This is a genomic window from Arthrobacter sp. YA7-1, from assembly GCF_025960325.1.
GTDB classification, from domain to species: domain Bacteria; phylum Actinomycetota; class Actinomycetes; order Actinomycetales; family Micrococcaceae; genus Arthrobacter; species Arthrobacter bambusae_A.
The window spans coordinates 463,460-479,565 of sequence record NZ_CP110114.1 but is presented as its reverse complement, the minus strand read 5'-3'; the positions used below and the strand labels follow the sequence as shown (position 1 = coordinate 479,565).

Genomic DNA, 16,106 nt, shown 5'->3' with positions numbered 1-16,106 from the left:
GCAGTCGTGCCCGTCGTCCAACGCGACAGGAGATCCCCATGGCGAGTTCCAAGACGATCACCGTCGAAGTCGATGATGTGAGCTACATAGACGATGTCGAGCCACGATTGCTGCTGGTCCAGTACCTGCGCGAACGGCTTGGCAAGACCGGCACATTGATCGGCTGCGACACTACCAACTGCGGCGCCTGCACCGTCCATCTGGACGGAGTCAGCGTCAAATCCTGCACCATGTTCGCGGTTCAGGCAGACGGCCACAGCGTCACCACCATCGAAGGCCTGGCCCGGGACGGAAAACTCGCCCCTCTGCAGCAAGCCTTCCACGAATGCCATGCGCTGCAATGCGGCTTCTGCACGCCAGGCATGATCATGCAATCGGCATCCCTCCTCGCCGAAAGCCCGCACCCCACCGAACAGGAAATCCGGGACGGCCTCGAGGGGAACCTCTGCCGGTGCACCGGGTACCAGAACATTGTTGCCGCGGTGCAGGCCGCGGCTGACGGCACGGTTTCGGCAGACGGCACAGTATCCGCTGACAGCGATGAAGCGGAAACGGCAGGTGTGGCATGACCATCACCGAAGTCGGCAGGGCCCGCCTCCGCAAGGAAGATGCCCACCTCATCACCGGACGCTCGAGGTACACCGACAACATGACGCTGCCCGGCATGCTTCATTTGGCCATGGTCCGCAGCCCGTTCGCCCACGCCAAGATCACCTCGATCGACACCTCCGCAGCGAAGTCTTCACCCGGCGTCGTCACCGTGCTTACCGGAGCGGATGTGGCCGCTGAACAGGGCAGCCTGCCCAACGTCTGGCCCGTCACCGCCGAGCAGAAGGCGCCCGCTTTCCCATCGATCGCCGTCGACGAGGTGGCCTTTGCCGGCGAGGTAGTGGCCTGCATCGTTGCCCGCAGCGCCGCCGCGGCGCGCGACGCCGTCGAACTCGTGGACGTCAGCTACGACGAACTGCCGGTGGTCCTGGATCTGGAGGAGGCGTTCACTGACAAGGTGCTGGCCCACTCCAACTTGGACTCCAATCTCTCGGCGACGTGGGTTTTTGACTCGGGCGAAGCCGGCACAGGCAAGCCGATCGCCGAAGCATTGGCGAACGCCGAAGTCCTCATCGAACGCACCTTTTATCAGCAGCGCCTCATCCCGGCCTTCATGGAACCGCGCTCGATCGTGGTTGACCCGACGAGTGAGCAAATCACCATGTGGTCGTCCACGCAGATACCCCACATCCTGCGGCTGATTCTGGCCTTGACTCTGGGCCTCCCGGAAAGCAAGCTCCGTGTGATCGCCCCGGATGTGGGCGGCGGTTTCGGCGGAAAGCTGACAGTGATCCCGGAAGAGTTCATCACGCTCATGGCAGCCCGGCGGGTCGGCAAGCCGTGCAAATACACCGAAACCCGCAGCGAGTCCCTGCAGTCCGGACACCACGGCCGGGCCCAGGTACAGAAGGTTAAGCTCGCGGCCACGAAGGACGGGATGGTCACCGGGCTGGACATCCAGTTGCTGGCGGATATGGGCGCCTACCTGGGCATTATCGGCTCGGGAGTCCCGATCCTGGGCGCGTTCATGTACAACGCCATCTACAAGTTCCCGGCCTACCGTCTGGAATGCAACAACCTCTTCACCAACAAGGCGTGGACGGGCGCCTACCGCGGCGCAGGCCGGCCGGAAGCCACTTTTGCGATCGAGCGCTTGATGGATGAACTCGCCGTCGAACTGGGCATGGATCCCCTGGAAGTGCGGAAGAAGAACTGGATCAACAACGAGGAATTCCCCTTCACCACAGTCACCGGACTCGAATACGACAGCGGCAATTACGAGGCGGCCACCGCGAAGGCCGTGGAGCTCTTTGGCTATGACGAGCTCCGTGCCGAGCAAGTACGGCGCCGCGAGGCCAACGATCCGGTCCAGCTCGGCATCGGCATCTCCACGTTCACCGAAATGTGCGGTCTGGCTCCGTCCCGGGTACTTGGCGCGCTCAGTTACGCCGCCGGCGGCTGGGAGCATGCCCAGGTGCGGGTGCTCCCCACAGGCAACGTCGAGGTGGTTACCGGCACCTCCCCGCACGGCCAGGGCCACGAAACCGCGTGGAGCCAGCTCGTGGCGGACAGGCTCGGCGTGCCGTTCGAAAATATCGAGGTGCTGCATGGCGATACCCAGGTCTCGCAGCGGGGCCTGGACACTTACGGCTCCCGCTCACTGACTGTCGGTGGCATGGCTGTGCTGGCCGCGGCGGACAAGGTGATCGAGAAGGCCAAGGTCCTGGCAGCGCACCTGATGGAGGCCAGCGAAGAGGACATCGAGTTCACAGACGGCAAGTTCAGCGTCAAGGGCACCGACCAGTCCACGGCGTTCGGTGAAGTCGCCTTCGCCGCCTTCTCCGCGCACAACCTGCCAGAAGGGTTTGAGCCCAATCTGGATTCGGATGCCACTTTCGACCCGCAGAGCTTCTCCTTCCCGCACGGCACCCACCTGGCCGCGATGGAGGTGGACACCGAAACCGGGCAGGTCACCATCCGAAAGTACGTCTGCGTGGACGACGTCGGAGTGGTGGTCAACCCGCTGATCGTGGAGGGTCAGGTCCACGGTGGCTTGGCACAGGGAATCGCGCAGGCCCTCTACGAGGAGGCCGTTCATGACGACGCCGGGACCCTCGTCACGGGCTCGTTTGTGGACTACTTGGTGCCTGGTGCCCCGGATCTGCCGCATTTCACGACGGCGCGCACCGAGACGCCGTCCACCACCAACCAGTTGGGGGCCAAGGGAGTCGGCGAAGCGGGAACCATCGCCTCAACGCCCGCCATTGTCAACGGTGTGCTGGACGCGGTGCGGCACCTCGGGGTGAAGGACATCAAGATGCCGTGTACGCCGTCGCGCGTGTGGGCCGCCCTCGAAGAAGCCAAGACCACCGGAGGTGTGCAATGATTCCGAGCGCATTCGATTACGCCGCGCCCACTACGGTAGCGGAGGCGTTGGGCGTGTTGGCCGACGCCGGTGACGACGTGAAGGTGCTGGCCGGTGGCCAAAGCCTGATCCCCGTGATGAAACTGCGCCTTGCCGACCCCGCGATGGTGGTCGACTTGGGCCGGATCGGCGAGTTGTCCGGTGTCCGCGACGACGGCGATGCACTGCTGATCGGAGCCATGACGACGCACCACCAGATCGCCACCGACCCGCTCATAGTCGAGCACGTGCCGTTGCTGGCCCAGGCCGCGGCCACGGTCGCGGATCCCCAGGTCCGCCACCGCGGCACGTTCGGCGGCGCCCTCGTCCATGCCGACCCGGCGGGCGACATGCCCGCGCCGGTGCTGGCCGCGGACGCGACGTTCATCCTGGCAGGCCCCAACGGGGAACGCCGGGTGGCAGCGGCGGACTTCTTCCAGGGATACTTCACCACCGCCGTCGACGACGGCGAGATCCTCACCCATATTCGGGTGCCGAAGTACACCGGTTGGGGTTCGCACTATGAGAAGTTCACCAGGGTGGCCCAGCAATGGTCCATCGTCGCCGTGGCCGCGATGGTCCGGGTGGAAGGCGGCACCATCGCCGAGGCCAGGATCGGCCTGACCAACATGGCCAGCACGCCGTTGCGGGCGACCGCCGTCGAACAGGCCCTCGCGGGCGCCCCGCTGACAGCGGAAGCGATCGCCACCGCGAGCGCGCACGCCGCCGAAGGGAGCGATCCCGCCAGCGACCTCAATGGAGACGCGGCCTACCGCCGCCACCTGGCGGAGGTCCTCACCAAACGGGCCGTCATCGCGGCCGCCGGACTCTAACGGAACACGGGCGGGAGGGAGACATGGAACTCAAACATCACTTCGTGGTTCCCAGTTCGCTGGAGGACACCTGGCATTCCTTCAACCAACTGGAAGACATCGCACCCTGTTTCCCGGGGGCGACCCTCACGTCCGTGAGCGGCGAGCAGTTCACCGGAACGGTCAAGGTCAAGCTCGGCCCGATCGCCATGATCTACACCGGCACCGGTGAATTCCTCGAGCGCAACCAGGAGACGCATACGGTGGTCATTTCGGCCACGGGCAAGGACAAGCGCGGCAACGGCACAGCGGGCGCCACGGTGACGGCAGTGCTGACGCCCGACGGCGACGGCACCGCCGTCGACGTGACTACCGACATGAACGTCACCGGCAAACCGGCCCAATTCGGCCGGGGCGTCATCCAGGACATCTCGGACAAGTTGCTGGAGCAGTTTGTCCAGTGCGTGATCGGGAAGGCGGGCGGCGGGGCTCCTAGCGATACGGGGCCCGACGCCGGAAACGCTGCGGCATCGGCGGAGCCTGGGGCGGCTGGGGACGAGGTCGCGGAGCCCGAAGCCGGGCTGGCTGCGGCCGGGCCTGCTGCACCGGTGGGCGAGCGCGCCGCCGGGGTTCCCGCAACACCGACGGCCGGGCCTCCGGCGGCGCCTGTTTCAGCGGCCGCGGCTGCCCCCGCACCTCCGTCTGCGCCGTTCGCGTCGTCGTCGGAATTGAACCTGGGCTCGGCCGTGTGGCCGGTACTCGTGCGCCGTTTCGGCCCTGTGCTTTGCGCCGCCGCTGTCCTGGCCCTGGTGGTCTGGCTTGTCCGGCGATACGGGATGGATTGAACACGCCATCCAAGCCGTGTGGAGGGTGGTTTACGGGCGGCGCGGCGCTCTTGCCGCGCGCCTCACGGCGTCGATATCATCAAGGTGGGTTATGCAGCTGGCCCTCGGAATTCTTCCCTGGAGTGACCCCATGACCCGCCCGCCTCACCTCTCTGCCAACTCTTTTCGCGTAGCCGCTCCGAAGCTTGGAGCCGAGCTGTGAACGCGCTGCTCAGCTCATGCTTGGAAGGCGAGCTGGACCCAGTCGAGGGGCTTGCGAAGTTGTCCGTCGCGGAGCTCAACTTCTTGGCTGACGCGCTCTTCAGGTTGCTCGACGTCGGGAAGCCTGAGTTCGGGGTCAAGTCATGGTACGACGCGGTCTTGGATGAGCTGGCTGCGCGCGGTCTGGGACCTGGGCGCAGTGAGCGATCCGCCGTCGACGTTTCCTCGGATTAGTCTTCCCGTGCTGCGGCGGCAAGAGGGGCGCTCGCGTTGTCTCCTCCCCCAGGTGCTTGCCGGCCGGCAAGCTCGCGCACGAGTACCTTCAATTCCTGCCTGAACATCGACGTATCGATGGACACTTGGGCGAGGACCTGTTGCTCCGACTCGACCGCCCGCTCGAGCGCTTCCTTGCCGACGTCGGTCAGCGAAACGACGTGCACCCTGCGGTCCTCGGGACTTCGACGCCTGCTGATGTGGCCGTGGGTTTCGAGCCTGCTGAGGGTCTGCCCCATGGTCTGGGCCTGCACCCGGACGATCTGCGCTAGAGCGGTCTGAGTGATGGGGCCCGTGACGGCAAGAACCTCGAGGGCGATGACACCGGCGTGGGTGAGGCCGATCTCCCTGAGATTTTCGTCCCAAGCGTGCTCCACCAGCCGGGCCGCTGTCGAAAGCAACCGTCCGGTGGGCCAACGCTCAATGTCCGGCATATGACTCATTGTAGCCGCAGGGGATGTTGTGGGGGTTGGCAGGGGTACCAGGGCCTAGTTCAGGCGGAGATGCGGCGGAGAATGGGGTCCGCGATTGCGCGAGACGGTGCGCAGAGGGTTTGTCCGAGTTGCCTGAAGGCGTCGTCCCGGTTCGAGAAGTACCCGTAGTCGGCGCGAATGAACCGTGAAAGATCATACGCGTTATCCTCTGCCCGGCCGTCCCAGTCAACAGCACAACGCCCCGCAGCCTCGAACAGCGTTTCCGAACCTCTGTTTGTGAATGATCCACCTCCGCGGCATCCGATCGCACCGAAGAGCTCGGACGCAGGCCTCCACTCTTCAATGTTGAATTCCGGCCATACGAGCAGTACTCGGTCCGGAAGCGCAGCGCCGATGTGTGGGAAACGCGGATACCAGAAGGACCGATCGATGAGAAGGGCTCGCACTCTTGTCGCAACTCCGATGCCTCGCGCGGCGCTTTCGAGAATTGCGAGGCGCTGGCTGCATGAGCCGAAGCCGCGCGCAAGGGTTCGGGAGGCCGGCGTGCCCTCTTCCAGCGCATACACGGCGCGTACTTCATCGAGGATGATCGAGTGGACGGCTTGAAGCACGGCCACTTGTTCAGCTGACTGCGCGAGGTCCTGTGACCGGGAGACGAGCCGTGCGATCCCCGGGGTTTCATGGTCGAGAATGGGCGTTGGGGCCACGGACCCCGGCTGTTCCGGGCCATCTCCGGCACCGGTTCGGGTGCGCCTGTACCACGGAGTGACGAGCGCAGAGAGGGCCATCACCCCTGCTGCGCCTTTGCTGTGCGGCCGGTGCCGCGCTTCCGGACCTCGCGTAGGACGATCTGTTCGGGGCACACGGTCGAGAGAAAGTCGCCGACCGACAGGGCAAGCCGTTCACCCACGAGCGAGTAAAGGATGCGATTGGCATCTCGCCGCTCGGTGACCAAACCCGCTTGGCGCAGCACGCCGAGGTGCCGCGAGATCGTCGGCCCGGTGGCTTGGAACCGCGCGGCGATCTCGCCGGCGGCGAGTTCGCCGTCCTTGAGGTCCTGCAGGATCTGCCGTCTCGTCGGGTGCGCGAGAGCGGCGAAGATGTCTGACGCCGTATCTGTCATGTTTGCAATATAGCACAATAGCTATATACAGTTTAGCTTCATTGCTAATAAGCAAAGGAGAACATAATGCGTGTTGCCATAACTGGCGGTACCGGATTCGTGGGACGTCACCTCGCCAAGCGGCTGGATCCCGCGGATACCGTCATCGTGTCTCGTCGGACGGGCGTGCCGATCGATGACGTGGACGCCTTGACGGCAGCATTCGCGGGTTGCGACGTCGTCGCACATTGCGCAGGGATCAATCGTGAGATCGGAGATCAGACCTTCGCACGTGTGCATGTCGACGGCACTCGCGCCGTCGTCGAGGCTGCCCGCCGAACGGGCGTACGGCGGATCGTCATGCTTAGCTTCCTTCGCGCCCGGCCGGACTGTGGTTCGGCATACCACGAGACGAAGTGGGCCGCCGAGGAACTCGTACGGCGGTCCGGGATCGACCACACGATCCTCAAAGCCGGGATGATTTACGGATCAGGTGATCACATGGTGGACCATGCGACTCGTGCCGTGCGCACGTGGCCGGTTTTCGCGACTGTGGGGTGCCGTGATCGGACGGTCCGGCCCGTGCCCGTCGAGGAAGCCGTCAATGTGTTGCTCGCAGCTCTCGAGGGACGCGTTCCCAACCCGACCGTCGCCGTCGTCGGAGCCGAGGAACTTGAGTTCGCCACAGCTGTTCGCCGGATCGCCCGCGTCGCCGGGCGACGGCCTGTCTACGTACGCGCCCCGGTCTGGGCCATCCGCGTGCTCGCGCAGCTCACGGAGTGGACGATGGTGGTGCCGCTCGTTGCGAAAGCACAAGCGCGGATGCTCGCCGAAGGAGTTAGCGAGCCCGCACCTTTCGCACCCCAACTGCCCAAAGGAATCCGCCCGACTCTCATGTTTGACGACGAGCGCATCCGGGCCGCACTGCCCGACGGGCGGTTTGGCCTCAGGGACCTCCGAATCACGAATTGTTGGGCCGGGCGGCGTCGTGACGGCTTCTAGATTTTCCGAATCTGTTTATCGGACCAACCTCACTTGAGGTTGGCCGCTCCGTAGGCTAATCGGGCCGGGTAGTCGTAGATGACAACGCAGCCGATTGCGGGCAGGTTCGCCCACTGTTGGCTGCCTATTTCATACTGCTGGTCTCCTTGGCTACTTTTTAGCCCACCCAGCTCATACCTAGCGGCCGACGTCAGGCCGAGTTCGCCATTCGCGCCGGGGCTCAGCGTCCCAGGACTGAGAAACACCCGGAGGTCTTTGCTGCTTTCGGTCGCAAAGTCCTTGAGTTCCAGAATTGCTCCGGAATCCGTCACTCGTAGCGTGGCTGTCCCCCTTGTGGTGGCAGCTTGCGACTGAAACTCGCCCTCGGCCGTCCTACGCGCGCTGTTCGGTGAGGCAGAGGGGTGGCAATGGTCGCGGCTGAGCTTGAAGTTCTCAGCCGGGGCGGCTCTCCAGCTGAATCTGTATAGGTACAGGCAGTTAAGCCAATAACGGCGAGGAGAATGAACGCGCCAGATTGCCTTTTCATGGATTCCCCCGTTTTGTTCTCCGCACACTACCGCACGATGTGCGCCCAGAAACGATGAATTCGGCCATGAACTCTTCCGTGACGGTGATCCCAGCACCAGTATGGTGATTGCATAACGCAACCACTGATCTGAGGGGACCTTCACCATGGCTGTTCGAGTTGACCTGAATATCTCGCTGGATGGTTTCGCCACGACGACGGACGCAACTCCAGAGAATCCGTTCGGTTCGGACTGGGGCCGACTCGTTGACGCATATACGTCCACCCGCACGTTCCGTGAGCGGGTCCTACATGACACGAGTGGAGAAGGAACGTCCGGCGTCGACGACAAGTACGCGGCGGCCTACTTCGAGGGAGTCGGAGCTGAAATTATGGGTGCCGGCATGTTCGGGTTCCATAACTTCCCCGATGACCCCGAGTGGAAGGGCTGGTGGGGCGACGAGCCGCCGTTCCGCGTCCCCGTGTTTGTCCTCACTCACACGCCCCGCCCTGACATCACGATGGCCGGCGGTACGACCTTCCACTTCGTAAGCAGCAGCCCCGAAGAGGTGCTTGAACGAGCGCTCAGTGCAGCGGGCGAAAAGGATGTGCGTATCGGAGGGGGTCCTACCGTGGTGCGCGACTACCTGAAGGCCGGACTTGTCGATCGGCTGCACGTCGGGATCACACCGATCCTGCTCGGTAGCGGAATACGGCTCTGGGACGATCTCCGGGGGCTGGAAAGCGACTACACCGTCACGTCAGAGACCGCCGAAAGCGGCATCATCCACGTCACCTTCCGCCGATGATCCACGCACGGAATCGTCTGAGTGCGTCTACTCGCGTTTGAGCGTGAGTAACATCGACGGCGAGACGTCCGCCGTCGTACTTCTGGGCCGGTCAGGCTATTGCTTTAGCGGCGCGAGCCGTATTTGCTTCGCGAGCGCGTAAGCGGTTGGAAGATCGCTGTCGCTTTCGACGAAGACCCGGCCAATGACGAGCGCGGAGTGGGTTGGCGAAGAAATCTGCGTCATGCCGTTCGGTACGGTTCCCTTCCATCCGGGCCCGCTAAGGAAGTAGTCGCCGGCTTCGGTTCCCGTGGTGCGTTTGCCGACGTAGGCAAAATTTGTGCTTTTCGACGGGTCGGTGAATTGCACGCTGAAGTAACGGCCGGACATGTCCGGTACGTGCAGGATTTGCGGCCCTTTGCTCAAGTCGAGCCAGCCGCCGACGTAGAGCAAGTCGTCGGCCCCGGTTGCCATAAGGCTCCCGCGCGACGTCGCCGTCGACGGTGACGAGGTGCCGGGCACGGCGTACAGCGTGTTGACAGGGATCGGGCCCTCCCCGAACCCATGTTTGAGAATCGCCCTCTTGTATCCATTGACCGTGAGCCGCGGCCAGAGGTAGATAAAAGCGGGTGCGCCCAGCGCCCATACAATGACAGCCGCTATGACGAGTGGAATGATCCCGTCCCCGTTGGCGATCCGTCGGTAGATGACCCAGGCGAAGACCGCCAGTATGACGGCGGTAAGGGGACGTCCGTATTTCAAGATGAGGCGGTTCATCTCACTGCGCCCTGTCAATGAGCGGCAATTGGTACGTGCCGTCGAGAATTGCCGCGCCAGGCAGATACACCCGGAACATCAGCTTGAAGTTCCCTGGCGGAATGGGCAGCCAGTTCTGCTCGTGCCCGCTCGGAGCGTGATGCTGGAGATAGAGATCCACTGAACCGTCAGTGTTCTGCGCGAGCGGCGAACGGTTACCAACGCTGTAGCGATTAGTGGGATTGTCCACCATATAGCCGACGGCATCGGTCGGAGTAAGCGACCAGAAGGCATTATGCGGCGGAAGTTTCCCGGCAGGAAAATGCAGGACGTATCCGTGCCTGCCGCTCAGCGCTTGTCCTGAACCATCCACAGTTGCAGTCCAGTACGCGGCCTCTTCGAACACATTGACGACGGGCAACGCTTTTGCACACGCTGCCCGCACGAGGACTCCGTTGCCGGGCTGGCCGCATTTGCGGATTGCGCTCCAACCATTGACGGTTGTTGTGACCGCCCGGCCCACGGCATTCATGATGACGATCGCCGTCAAGAAGGCCAGCACGGCACCGAGAATCAATCCTTGGACCACACCGGACTGCGAGAACCACGCGAGGGCATTTGCCATACCCGCAAACTACCACTGCGCTATGTGGCTGGGTGGTGTTCTGCATTGATCCGGCGAGCGAGGAAGCAGCGAGGCGTCTTCGAACAGGATCAAAAGGAGACCACGGCGACCCGATTCCGGGGCTGTCATCCTGGTGTTCACGCTTTGCGGCCAGTGCTTATGGGCCAAGTGGGTAGACGACACGCAGGGAATCTCCTACGGTGGAGGTCCGTTATCAAATACCGCGAGAGCACCCCATCCCCCATGCTGCCGCTGACAGGGCCAAGACGGTGAACAAGATCGAGACGTCTTCGAAGCAGAAGCCCGAGGCCCAGCAGCGCAGCTGATAACCATGCGCCTACGACCGTGGGGCATCTTCCACCGTGGCCGGACCGAACTTCATCCATCCGCGTTCGTCCGGGCGGCTGAGCCCGTGGCCGAGGAGCCCCCACCCCGGCCAAGTCCCGCGAACACAAGACCGGCGGCATCGTCTTTCGCCGGGGGTGGAACGACAAGCCCATCGCGGCCAACAACCGTTCCCCGGCGAGTGCGGCTTTCGCTTCTCCAGCGGCGGCACGTCGTACCAGGTCGGCCGCCTGCCGGGTATTCAGCGCCTTGCCCCTGCCCTTGTCGACGCCGGCCTTTTTGGCAAGGGCGGTCCCTTGACGCCCCGTCCATGAAAACGCGGTCGAGCTGCTCGACGTCGAGTTGCCGGATCGTGTTCTGGTCGAGAGAGCTGACCCTTAGCTAACCGAAAGTCTGGCCAGTCATTTTTCCGACCCATAGTGTCAGGGCAACTCTAAGAGCCCGTCGCCATGCGTCAAGAAATTTCGATTTCGACCCCAGCCTGACACGTATCCATTGGGATCGTTTCACACGGGGTGTACGTCTGTTTGGGGTGTACCCCAAACAGACAGTCAAGGCTTAGCGCCTGATTTCACGTCCCCTGTGTCAGGAATCCTTGACACGGAGTAGTTCCCGCTCGCGCCGACGGCCTTCTCTGAGCGACTTCGACGCGAGGGGTCGAAACCAGGGCAATGGACCGAAGAAGACGGTGTCAAGGGGACAGGACATCCATCTTATTGTTCCGCCTCGGGAACCGCCTACCTGCGGTGCGGCTTTAATCTCTCGGCCTCGTCCTTGGCAGTTTGGATGATGGTGCGGAACTGCGGTCGTTCGAGATTGTCCTCTCCGGGTGCACGGATGACCCTGCCTAGATATGGGTCGCGCTGCTCAAGTTTCGTATTCCCGTATTGCAGGGTGGTGTAGCCGGCTTCTTCCTCGGCTTTTGTTTTTATCGCTACGTAGATGACCAGGACTGCGACTGAAATGCCGCTCGCGACCATGGCAGCTGCAGCGGTGTACATGGGCCACAACAGAGGGGTGCCCGAAACGTTCAGGACGCCCATGATGGCGAGGAAGGCCAAAGTAATAGTCGTAGTTCTGAGACGCATACGCATCAGGGCGTAGGCTGTGGGCCCTGCAAGTAGCCGACGCTCGAGATCAGGGGTTACCAAGTCAGGGCTCCATATCCGCTCGTAAATAGGTCCGCAGGCAATGTAGCGACACTCAGGCCCAATACCATCTTGGTTGCGTATATTCCGTACCCAAAGGAAACGAAACCGACAGCTGTAGTGACTAGCCCCATGCCGCATTCCTTCGTTATCGGTCCCGATCCGACCGTACAGGCAATACTAGTTGAAGCGGTGCTGGTTATCAGGCTAGATCCGGCTAGCACCGGTGAAACTTCTTCCAGGCCAGGTATGAATGCAGTCACCACCGCTGCACCACCGGTTACTGTCGACCAGTGCCCGAATGTCGTTTCCGCTTTTTTCCACGTTCCCAAGTTGTCACTCAGGCCTTTGTTGTATGCCTCGGCCCTGAGCTTGGCGTAGTTCGGGATGCAGTTGCCGTGGTACTGGCTGCAGGCTGACTGTTGCGGGCTGGGTTGGGGAGTTGGTTGTGGCTTCGGACTGTCCGCTACTTCTTGCAGGAAGCGTTGTCCTGACGGCGAGGTACGTGGCGCTGGGGGCCTGAACCCGTTCACCAGGCGAACAACGTTCAGGTCGGCGCCGGGGGTGGCGTCGGATCCGTGCCAGGAGCCGCCGTTCGGGCCGTCGGTGAGCCTCGGCCCGAGGATCATGAGTCCTGAGGGGTCTGCGTTGTTGATCGCGTCAGCCTCGCCGTAGACGTACGGGGAGAAGTTCTTGGCCACGTCAAGTTTCAGGACCGGGTCAGGGCTCGTGAAGGCTCCGAGCACGGGGTCGAGGTCGCGGGCGCCGAGGTGGGTGATGGTACTGATGGTGTCGGCAAGCCCGCCGATGTACCCGTTGGGGGCGCCGTAGCCGTTGGGGTTGGCGGCGTTGGATCCGACACCGGTGGTGGAACCCGTGGCGGTGGCGTACGCGCCGGTTCCGGGTGCGGCCTGGGTGGGTCCGCGGGCCAGGCCGATCGGGTCGGTGTAGCGGGTTTGGGCGGTGACCGGGGTGGTTCCGCTGCTGGCCTGGACGATGGTCTGGGCGGTGTCGACCCCGTCGCTGATGATGAAGGCGAGCTTGAGCTTCCCGCCGGAGGCGGTGCGCTGGGCGACGGTTTTGCCGGCGAAGGTGTAGCTCTTGGTCGCGGTTTTGACCCCGCCGGGTGTGGAGTGGGCGGTGATGGAGCCCAGGGTGACGGTGGTGCCGGTGCCGTCGGTGATCCCGACAAGGTTCCCTCCGGCGTCGAAAAACCTCGTTCCGGTGCTTCCCGCTGTCCCTGTGACGGGGGCCGGCGGTGTGCCGGCGGTGGCGGAGGGATTCGGGTTCACGGGCAGGGTGGCCGTGCCGGTGGTGGTGGCGAGTTTCCCGTCTGGGGCGTAGGAAAGGGTTTCCCCGGCGCGGCCGGTCATCCGCCCTGCCGCGTCCCAGGTGAAGGTGTTGGTGGTGGGTGTCCCGGTGGCGGGGGTGCTGGTCATGGATTGGAGCCGGTGCGGGCCGGGTTGGCCGGTGGCCGGCGCGAGGTAGTACCCGGAGGTGTCGGCGATGAGCTGGACGGTGCCGGTGGAGTTGTTCGTGAACGAGACCGTTCCGTCCGCCCCGACGGGCACGATCGCGGAGTTTCGGGACCGTCTGGCCTTGCACGTAGTTCACGTTGGAGGTGTCCGGTTCCGGGGTGCCCCCGGCGCAAGCGTCACCGGAATGACATATCAAACCCAGCGGCAAGCCATCGACGCCGCTAAACGGTTGGATCATCGGCCATTCATCGCGCGAGTCCGGAACACGAACAAGGGGAATTCGGTCCGTCCAGTCAGCCGTGATGCGTCACTAACAAATTTCCCCGCGAAATTGGTCACTGATGAGGATGAAAGGAATTCCTAAAACCTTAACGCCCCCGCGCAGGACGACGCCGGTACCAAGCAACAAAGCCCCACAGCGCGACGATCAAACATACGGCAGCGACAATCCCCCGCCACCAAATAATAGGTTGCCAAAGTCCGAATATCAGGGCCCAAACAAGGAGAACACCACTCACGTCGAGTCGTGGGGCTCGGATCTTCACGGAGGCTCTCCTTCTTGTCATCTGTCTTCATCCAGGAGCGCAAGCGCCAAAGACCAAGAATACTTCCCAACAGCCCGACGTCGGACCCGGACCGCCGCGAGACACGTCCGCCCCGTTGCCCAGGTCAAATCCCAGTGACACCACCGCCACGGGCGCCCATACTGGGAGCATGAGCGTCAACACCCGCCGCACAGCGGAAGGCGCCGCTGCTGCCACCCCGGTCCCCACCGCCCCCGCCGCTCCGACAGAACCAACCGCACCGGCCACCCCAACCACCGGTCCCATCACCCGTGAAGAACTGCAACTCGCTTCGCGCAACCATGCCATGCCGTTGGAAATGCTCCGATGGCCCGTCACCCCGCTGGGCATGCACTACCTCCTGGTCCATTTCGACGTCCCCCGGATAGATCCCGTCTCGTGGCGGCTGAATATCGGCGGGCTCGTGGACCATCCGCACGAGTACACCCTGTCCGACCTCCAGCACCGCGAGCGCCGCACCCAAGCCGTCACCATGGAGTGCGCCGGCAACGGCCGCTCGCGGCTGGAACCGCGGCCTGTGAGCCAGCCATGGGACCAAGGTGGGGTGGGGACCGCCGAGTGGACCGGCACCCCGCTCGCTCCGTTGCTGCTCGACGCCGGCGTGTCACCGGACGCCGTCGAGCTCGTCTTTACGGGCGCGGACCGAGGGATCCAGGGCGGTAAGGAGCATCAGTACGCGCGCAGCCTGACCCTCGCGGAAGCGATGTCCGACGACGTCCTGCTCGCCTACGAGGTCAACGGCCAAGCCCTTCCGCCGCAGCACGGCTACCCTGTCCGGTTGCTCGTCCCTGGCTGGTACGGGATGACGAGCGTCAAATGGCTGCAATCCATCGAGGCAATAGACCACAGTTTCGACGGCTACCAACAGCTCGGCTCCTACCGCTACACCCAGGACGCAGACGATCCGGGCGAACCCGTTCAGCGGATCAAAGTCCGCTCCCTCATGGTTCCCCCTGGAATTCCCGACTTCCTCACGAGGCAGCGCACGCTCGACGCAGGACCGGTGCTGCTGACCGGCCGGGCCTGGTCCGGGAAGGGAACCGTGGACAGCGTCGAAATCTGCGTGGACGGGGTCTGGGAGAAAGCCCAACTTCACGCTCCGGCCGGACGTCATGCGTGGCGCGGATGGACGTTCACGTGGATCGCAACGCCCGGTTCCCACGAGTTGGCATGCCGGGCGACGGATTCCACCGGGCAGACCCAGCCCGATACCCCGGAGTGGAACTACCAAGGCATGGGAAACAACGACATCCAACGGCTGACCGTAACGGTCCGGGAGTAAACGGGCCGGGCAATGGGCGCCACGTCCAAGAACACCGCCGACTACGAATTCCTCACCGTCTGGCGGGTCGCGGGCACCCCGCGTGAGGTCATGGACATCTTGGGCGACGCCGGAACACTGCCCCGCTGGTGGCCCTCGGTGTACCTGAGGGTTGTTCCGCTCGATCCGGGAAATGCGGACGGTACAGGAAAGGCCTTCTCCCTGCACTCCAAGGGTTGGCTGCCGTACACGCTGCGCTGGAGGTTCACGGTCACCGAACCCATCACGGAGCGCGGTTTCGCGATCGCGGCGAACGGCGACCTGCATGGTACCGGGCGCTGGACTTTCGAACAGGACGGTCCGGAAACGGTGATCACCTATGACTGGCGGGTCAGCACATCAAAACCGCTGCTCCGGCGGCTAAGATGGCTGCTCAAGCCCGCTTTTGCCGCGAATCACCATTGGGCGATGGCCCGCGGCCAGGAGAGTCTCGCCCTTGAATTACGACGACGACGTCCCGGCACGGACCTCTCCAAGGTCCCCCGCCCCGCGCCGCCTACGTTTGCAAGCCGCTACCGTTGGCCAAGGAGTACAACGCATGCCTGATGACAACAAAGACGAAGTCCGCTGGTTGGCGCAGCCCGAGGACCAGGACTATCCGAGCGCGGCCGACTATTTGTCTCTGTTGGAATCCGACGACGTCGTCGCCTCCGTGATCGCGGCGCTCAAGGACGCGCCCATCCAACACCGCAAGGCCAAGGACATTCTCCGGGCCGCGCGTCTAGCGTTGTTGCCCGAGGACAACGCCCACGTGGCCTCGGACCTGAAGAAGATCAAGGAAGGCAAGAAGCTCTCGCCCATCCTCATCGTCAAAGGCGACCTGGCCCGCGGCATTCCCGCGCAGGTGGCCGATGGCTACCATCGGGTGTGCGCGAGCTACTACACGAACGAAAACACCGACATTCCTCTCAAACTGGCTAATGCGCCCCGGTAA

General features: G+C 63.6%; 18 protein-coding genes. 10 read left to right on the top strand and 8 right to left on the bottom strand.

Features of this window, described 5'->3' with window-relative positions:
• Positions 1-38 precede the first annotated feature (38 nt).
• The 5 genes from OIT41_RS02345 to OIT41_RS02325 all read left to right on the top strand — a co-directional run bounded on the left by OIT41_RS02345 (position 39) and on the right by OIT41_RS02325 (position 5,045).
• Positions 39-569, top strand: coding sequence for a (2Fe-2S)-binding protein (locus OIT41_RS02345; protein ID WP_264637331.1), 531 nt, complete (start codon positions 39-41; stop codon positions 567-569).
• Positions 566-2,935, top strand: coding sequence for a xanthine dehydrogenase family protein molybdopterin-binding subunit (locus tag OIT41_RS02340; RefSeq protein WP_264637330.1), 2,370 nt, complete (start codon positions 566-568; stop codon positions 2,933-2,935). Before OIT41_RS02345 ends, OIT41_RS02340 begins: the two co-directional genes overlap by 4 nt.
• The gene (locus OIT41_RS02335; RefSeq protein WP_241709654.1) at positions 2,932-3,786 is read left to right on the top strand and encodes an FAD binding domain-containing protein; all 855 of its coding nucleotides are present in this window, start codon (positions 2,932-2,934) and stop codon (positions 3,784-3,786) included. Before OIT41_RS02340 ends, OIT41_RS02335 begins: the two co-directional genes overlap by 4 nt.
• Before the next feature lie 23 nt (positions 3,787-3,809).
• The gene (locus OIT41_RS02330; protein ID WP_264637329.1) at positions 3,810-4,610 is read left to right on the top strand and encodes an SRPBCC family protein; all 801 of its coding nucleotides are present in this window, start codon (positions 3,810-3,812) and stop codon (positions 4,608-4,610) included.
• A gap of 198 nt (positions 4,611-4,808) precedes the next feature.
• A complete protein-coding gene (locus tag OIT41_RS02325) occupies positions 4,809-5,045 on the top strand; it encodes a hypothetical protein (RefSeq protein ID WP_078106653.1) in 237 nt (78 codons plus the stop codon).
• On the opposite strand, the gene OIT41_RS02320 is transcribed toward OIT41_RS02325, so the two are convergent.
• Genes OIT41_RS02320 through OIT41_RS02310 form a run of 3 tightly spaced genes read right to left on the bottom strand, consistent with a single transcriptional unit; the run spans position 5,042 to position 6,641 of the window.
• Complete coding sequence (locus tag OIT41_RS02320) at positions 5,042-5,518, bottom strand: MarR family winged helix-turn-helix transcriptional regulator (RefSeq protein ID WP_264637328.1); 477 nt, start codon at positions 5,516-5,518, stop codon at positions 5,042-5,044. The genes OIT41_RS02325 and OIT41_RS02320 overlap by 4 nt on opposite strands.
• A gap of 59 nt (positions 5,519-5,577) precedes the next feature.
• The gene (locus tag OIT41_RS02315; RefSeq protein ID WP_264637327.1) at positions 5,578-6,306 is read right to left on the bottom strand and encodes a hypothetical protein; all 729 of its coding nucleotides are present in this window, start codon (positions 6,304-6,306) and stop codon (positions 5,578-5,580) included.
• A complete protein-coding gene (locus OIT41_RS02310) occupies positions 6,306-6,641 on the bottom strand; it encodes a metalloregulator ArsR/SmtB family transcription factor (protein ID WP_241709650.1) in 336 nt (111 codons plus the stop codon). Before OIT41_RS02310 ends, OIT41_RS02315 begins: the two co-directional genes overlap by 1 nt.
• 66 nt (positions 6,642-6,707) lie before the next feature.
• Between OIT41_RS02310 and OIT41_RS02305 the strand changes: the two genes are divergently transcribed.
• Complete coding sequence (locus tag OIT41_RS02305) at positions 6,708-7,622, top strand: NAD(P)H-binding protein (RefSeq protein ID WP_241709649.1); 915 nt, start codon at positions 6,708-6,710, stop codon at positions 7,620-7,622.
• Between the two features lie 29 nt (positions 7,623-7,651).
• On the opposite strand, the gene OIT41_RS02300 is transcribed toward OIT41_RS02305, so the two are convergent.
• Positions 7,652-7,933 (bottom strand): DM13 domain-containing protein, encoded by a 282-nt coding sequence (locus OIT41_RS02300; RefSeq protein ID WP_241709648.1) that lies wholly within the window; start codon positions 7,931-7,933, stop codon positions 7,652-7,654.
• A 361-nt stretch (positions 7,934-8,294) separates the two neighbouring features.
• On the opposite strand from OIT41_RS02300, the gene OIT41_RS02295 reads away from it, so the two are divergent.
• Positions 8,295-8,936: a dihydrofolate reductase family protein gene (locus OIT41_RS02295; RefSeq protein ID WP_241709647.1), complete on the top strand. Its 642-nt coding sequence runs from the start codon at positions 8,295-8,297 to the stop codon at positions 8,934-8,936.
• A 96-nt stretch (positions 8,937-9,032) separates the two neighbouring features.
• On the opposite strand, the gene OIT41_RS02290 is transcribed toward OIT41_RS02295, so the two are convergent.
• The 4 genes from OIT41_RS02290 to OIT41_RS02275 form a co-directional block, all read right to left on the bottom strand.
• Positions 9,033-9,692: a DUF1254 domain-containing protein gene (locus OIT41_RS02290; protein WP_241709646.1), complete on the bottom strand. Its 660-nt coding sequence runs from the start codon at positions 9,690-9,692 to the stop codon at positions 9,033-9,035.
• Position 9,693: 1 nt separating this feature from the next.
• Positions 9,694-10,296, bottom strand: a complete 603-nt coding sequence (locus tag OIT41_RS02285) for a DUF1214 domain-containing protein (protein ID WP_241709645.1) — start codon at positions 10,294-10,296, stop codon at positions 9,694-9,696.
• Between the two features lie 1,082 nt (positions 10,297-11,378).
• Positions 11,379-11,729 (bottom strand): hypothetical protein, encoded by a 351-nt coding sequence (locus OIT41_RS02280; protein ID WP_241709644.1) that lies wholly within the window; start codon positions 11,727-11,729, stop codon positions 11,379-11,381.
• 56 nt (positions 11,730-11,785) lie between these two features.
• The gene (locus OIT41_RS02275) at positions 11,786-13,360 is read right to left on the bottom strand and encodes an RHS repeat-associated core domain-containing protein (RefSeq protein WP_241709643.1); all 1,575 of its coding nucleotides are present in this window, start codon (positions 13,358-13,360) and stop codon (positions 11,786-11,788) included.
• Between the two features lie 621 nt (positions 13,361-13,981).
• On the opposite strand from OIT41_RS02275, the gene OIT41_RS02270 reads away from it, so the two are divergent.
• Genes OIT41_RS02270 through OIT41_RS02260 form a run of 3 tightly spaced genes read left to right on the top strand, consistent with a single transcriptional unit; the run spans position 13,982 to position 16,106 of the window.
• On the top strand, positions 13,982-15,133 hold the full coding sequence (locus OIT41_RS02270) for a sulfite oxidase (protein ID WP_241709642.1): 1,152 nt from the start codon (positions 13,982-13,984) through the stop codon (positions 15,131-15,133).
• Positions 15,134-15,145: 12 nt separating this feature from the next.
• A complete protein-coding gene (locus tag OIT41_RS02265; protein WP_078106665.1) occupies positions 15,146-15,718 on the top strand; it encodes an SRPBCC family protein in 573 nt (190 codons plus the stop codon).
• The gene (locus tag OIT41_RS02260; protein WP_078106666.1) at positions 15,711-16,106 is read left to right on the top strand and encodes a hypothetical protein; all 396 of its coding nucleotides are present in this window, start codon (positions 15,711-15,713) and stop codon (positions 16,104-16,106) included. The genes OIT41_RS02265 and OIT41_RS02260 overlap by 8 nt, the downstream gene beginning before the upstream one ends.

Bases quoted from the DNA above. Each gene is read 5' to 3' on its own strand.
- OIT41_RS02345 (WP_264637331.1), top strand. From the start codon at position 39: ATGGCGAGTTCCAAGACGATCACCGTCGAAGTCGATGATGTGAGCTAC.
- OIT41_RS02340 (WP_264637330.1), top strand. From the start codon at position 566: ATGACCATCACCGAAGTCGGCAGGGCCCGCCTCCGCAAGGAAGATGCC.
- OIT41_RS02335 (WP_241709654.1), top strand. From the start codon at position 2,932: ATGATTCCGAGCGCATTCGATTACGCCGCGCCCACTACGGTAGCGGAG.
- OIT41_RS02330 (WP_264637329.1), top strand. From the start codon at position 3,810: ATGGAACTCAAACATCACTTCGTGGTTCCCAGTTCGCTGGAGGACACC.
- OIT41_RS02320 (WP_264637328.1), bottom strand. From the start codon at position 5,518: ATGCCGGACATTGAGCGTTGGCCCACCGGACGGTTGCTTTCGACAGCG.
- OIT41_RS02315 (WP_264637327.1), bottom strand. From the start codon at position 6,306: ATGGCCCTCTCTGCGCTCGTCACTCCGTGGTACAGGCGCACCCGAACC.
- OIT41_RS02310 (WP_241709650.1), bottom strand. From the start codon at position 6,641: ATGACAGATACGGCGTCAGACATCTTCGCCGCTCTCGCGCACCCGACG.
- OIT41_RS02305 (WP_241709649.1), top strand. From the start codon at position 6,708: ATGCGTGTTGCCATAACTGGCGGTACCGGATTCGTGGGACGTCACCTC.
- OIT41_RS02295 (WP_241709647.1), top strand. From the start codon at position 8,295: ATGGCTGTTCGAGTTGACCTGAATATCTCGCTGGATGGTTTCGCCACG.
- OIT41_RS02290 (WP_241709646.1), bottom strand. From the start codon at position 9,692: ATGAACCGCCTCATCTTGAAATACGGACGTCCCCTTACCGCCGTCATA.
- OIT41_RS02285 (WP_241709645.1), bottom strand. From the start codon at position 10,296: ATGGCAAATGCCCTCGCGTGGTTCTCGCAGTCCGGTGTGGTCCAAGGA.
- OIT41_RS02280 (WP_241709644.1), bottom strand. From the start codon at position 11,729: ATGCGTCTCAGAACTACGACTATTACTTTGGCCTTCCTCGCCATCATG.
- OIT41_RS02270 (WP_241709642.1), top strand. From the start codon at position 13,982: ATGAGCGTCAACACCCGCCGCACAGCGGAAGGCGCCGCTGCTGCCACC.
- OIT41_RS02265 (WP_078106665.1), top strand. From the start codon at position 15,146: ATGGGCGCCACGTCCAAGAACACCGCCGACTACGAATTCCTCACCGTC.
- OIT41_RS02260 (WP_078106666.1), top strand. From the start codon at position 15,711: ATGCCTGATGACAACAAAGACGAAGTCCGCTGGTTGGCGCAGCCCGAG.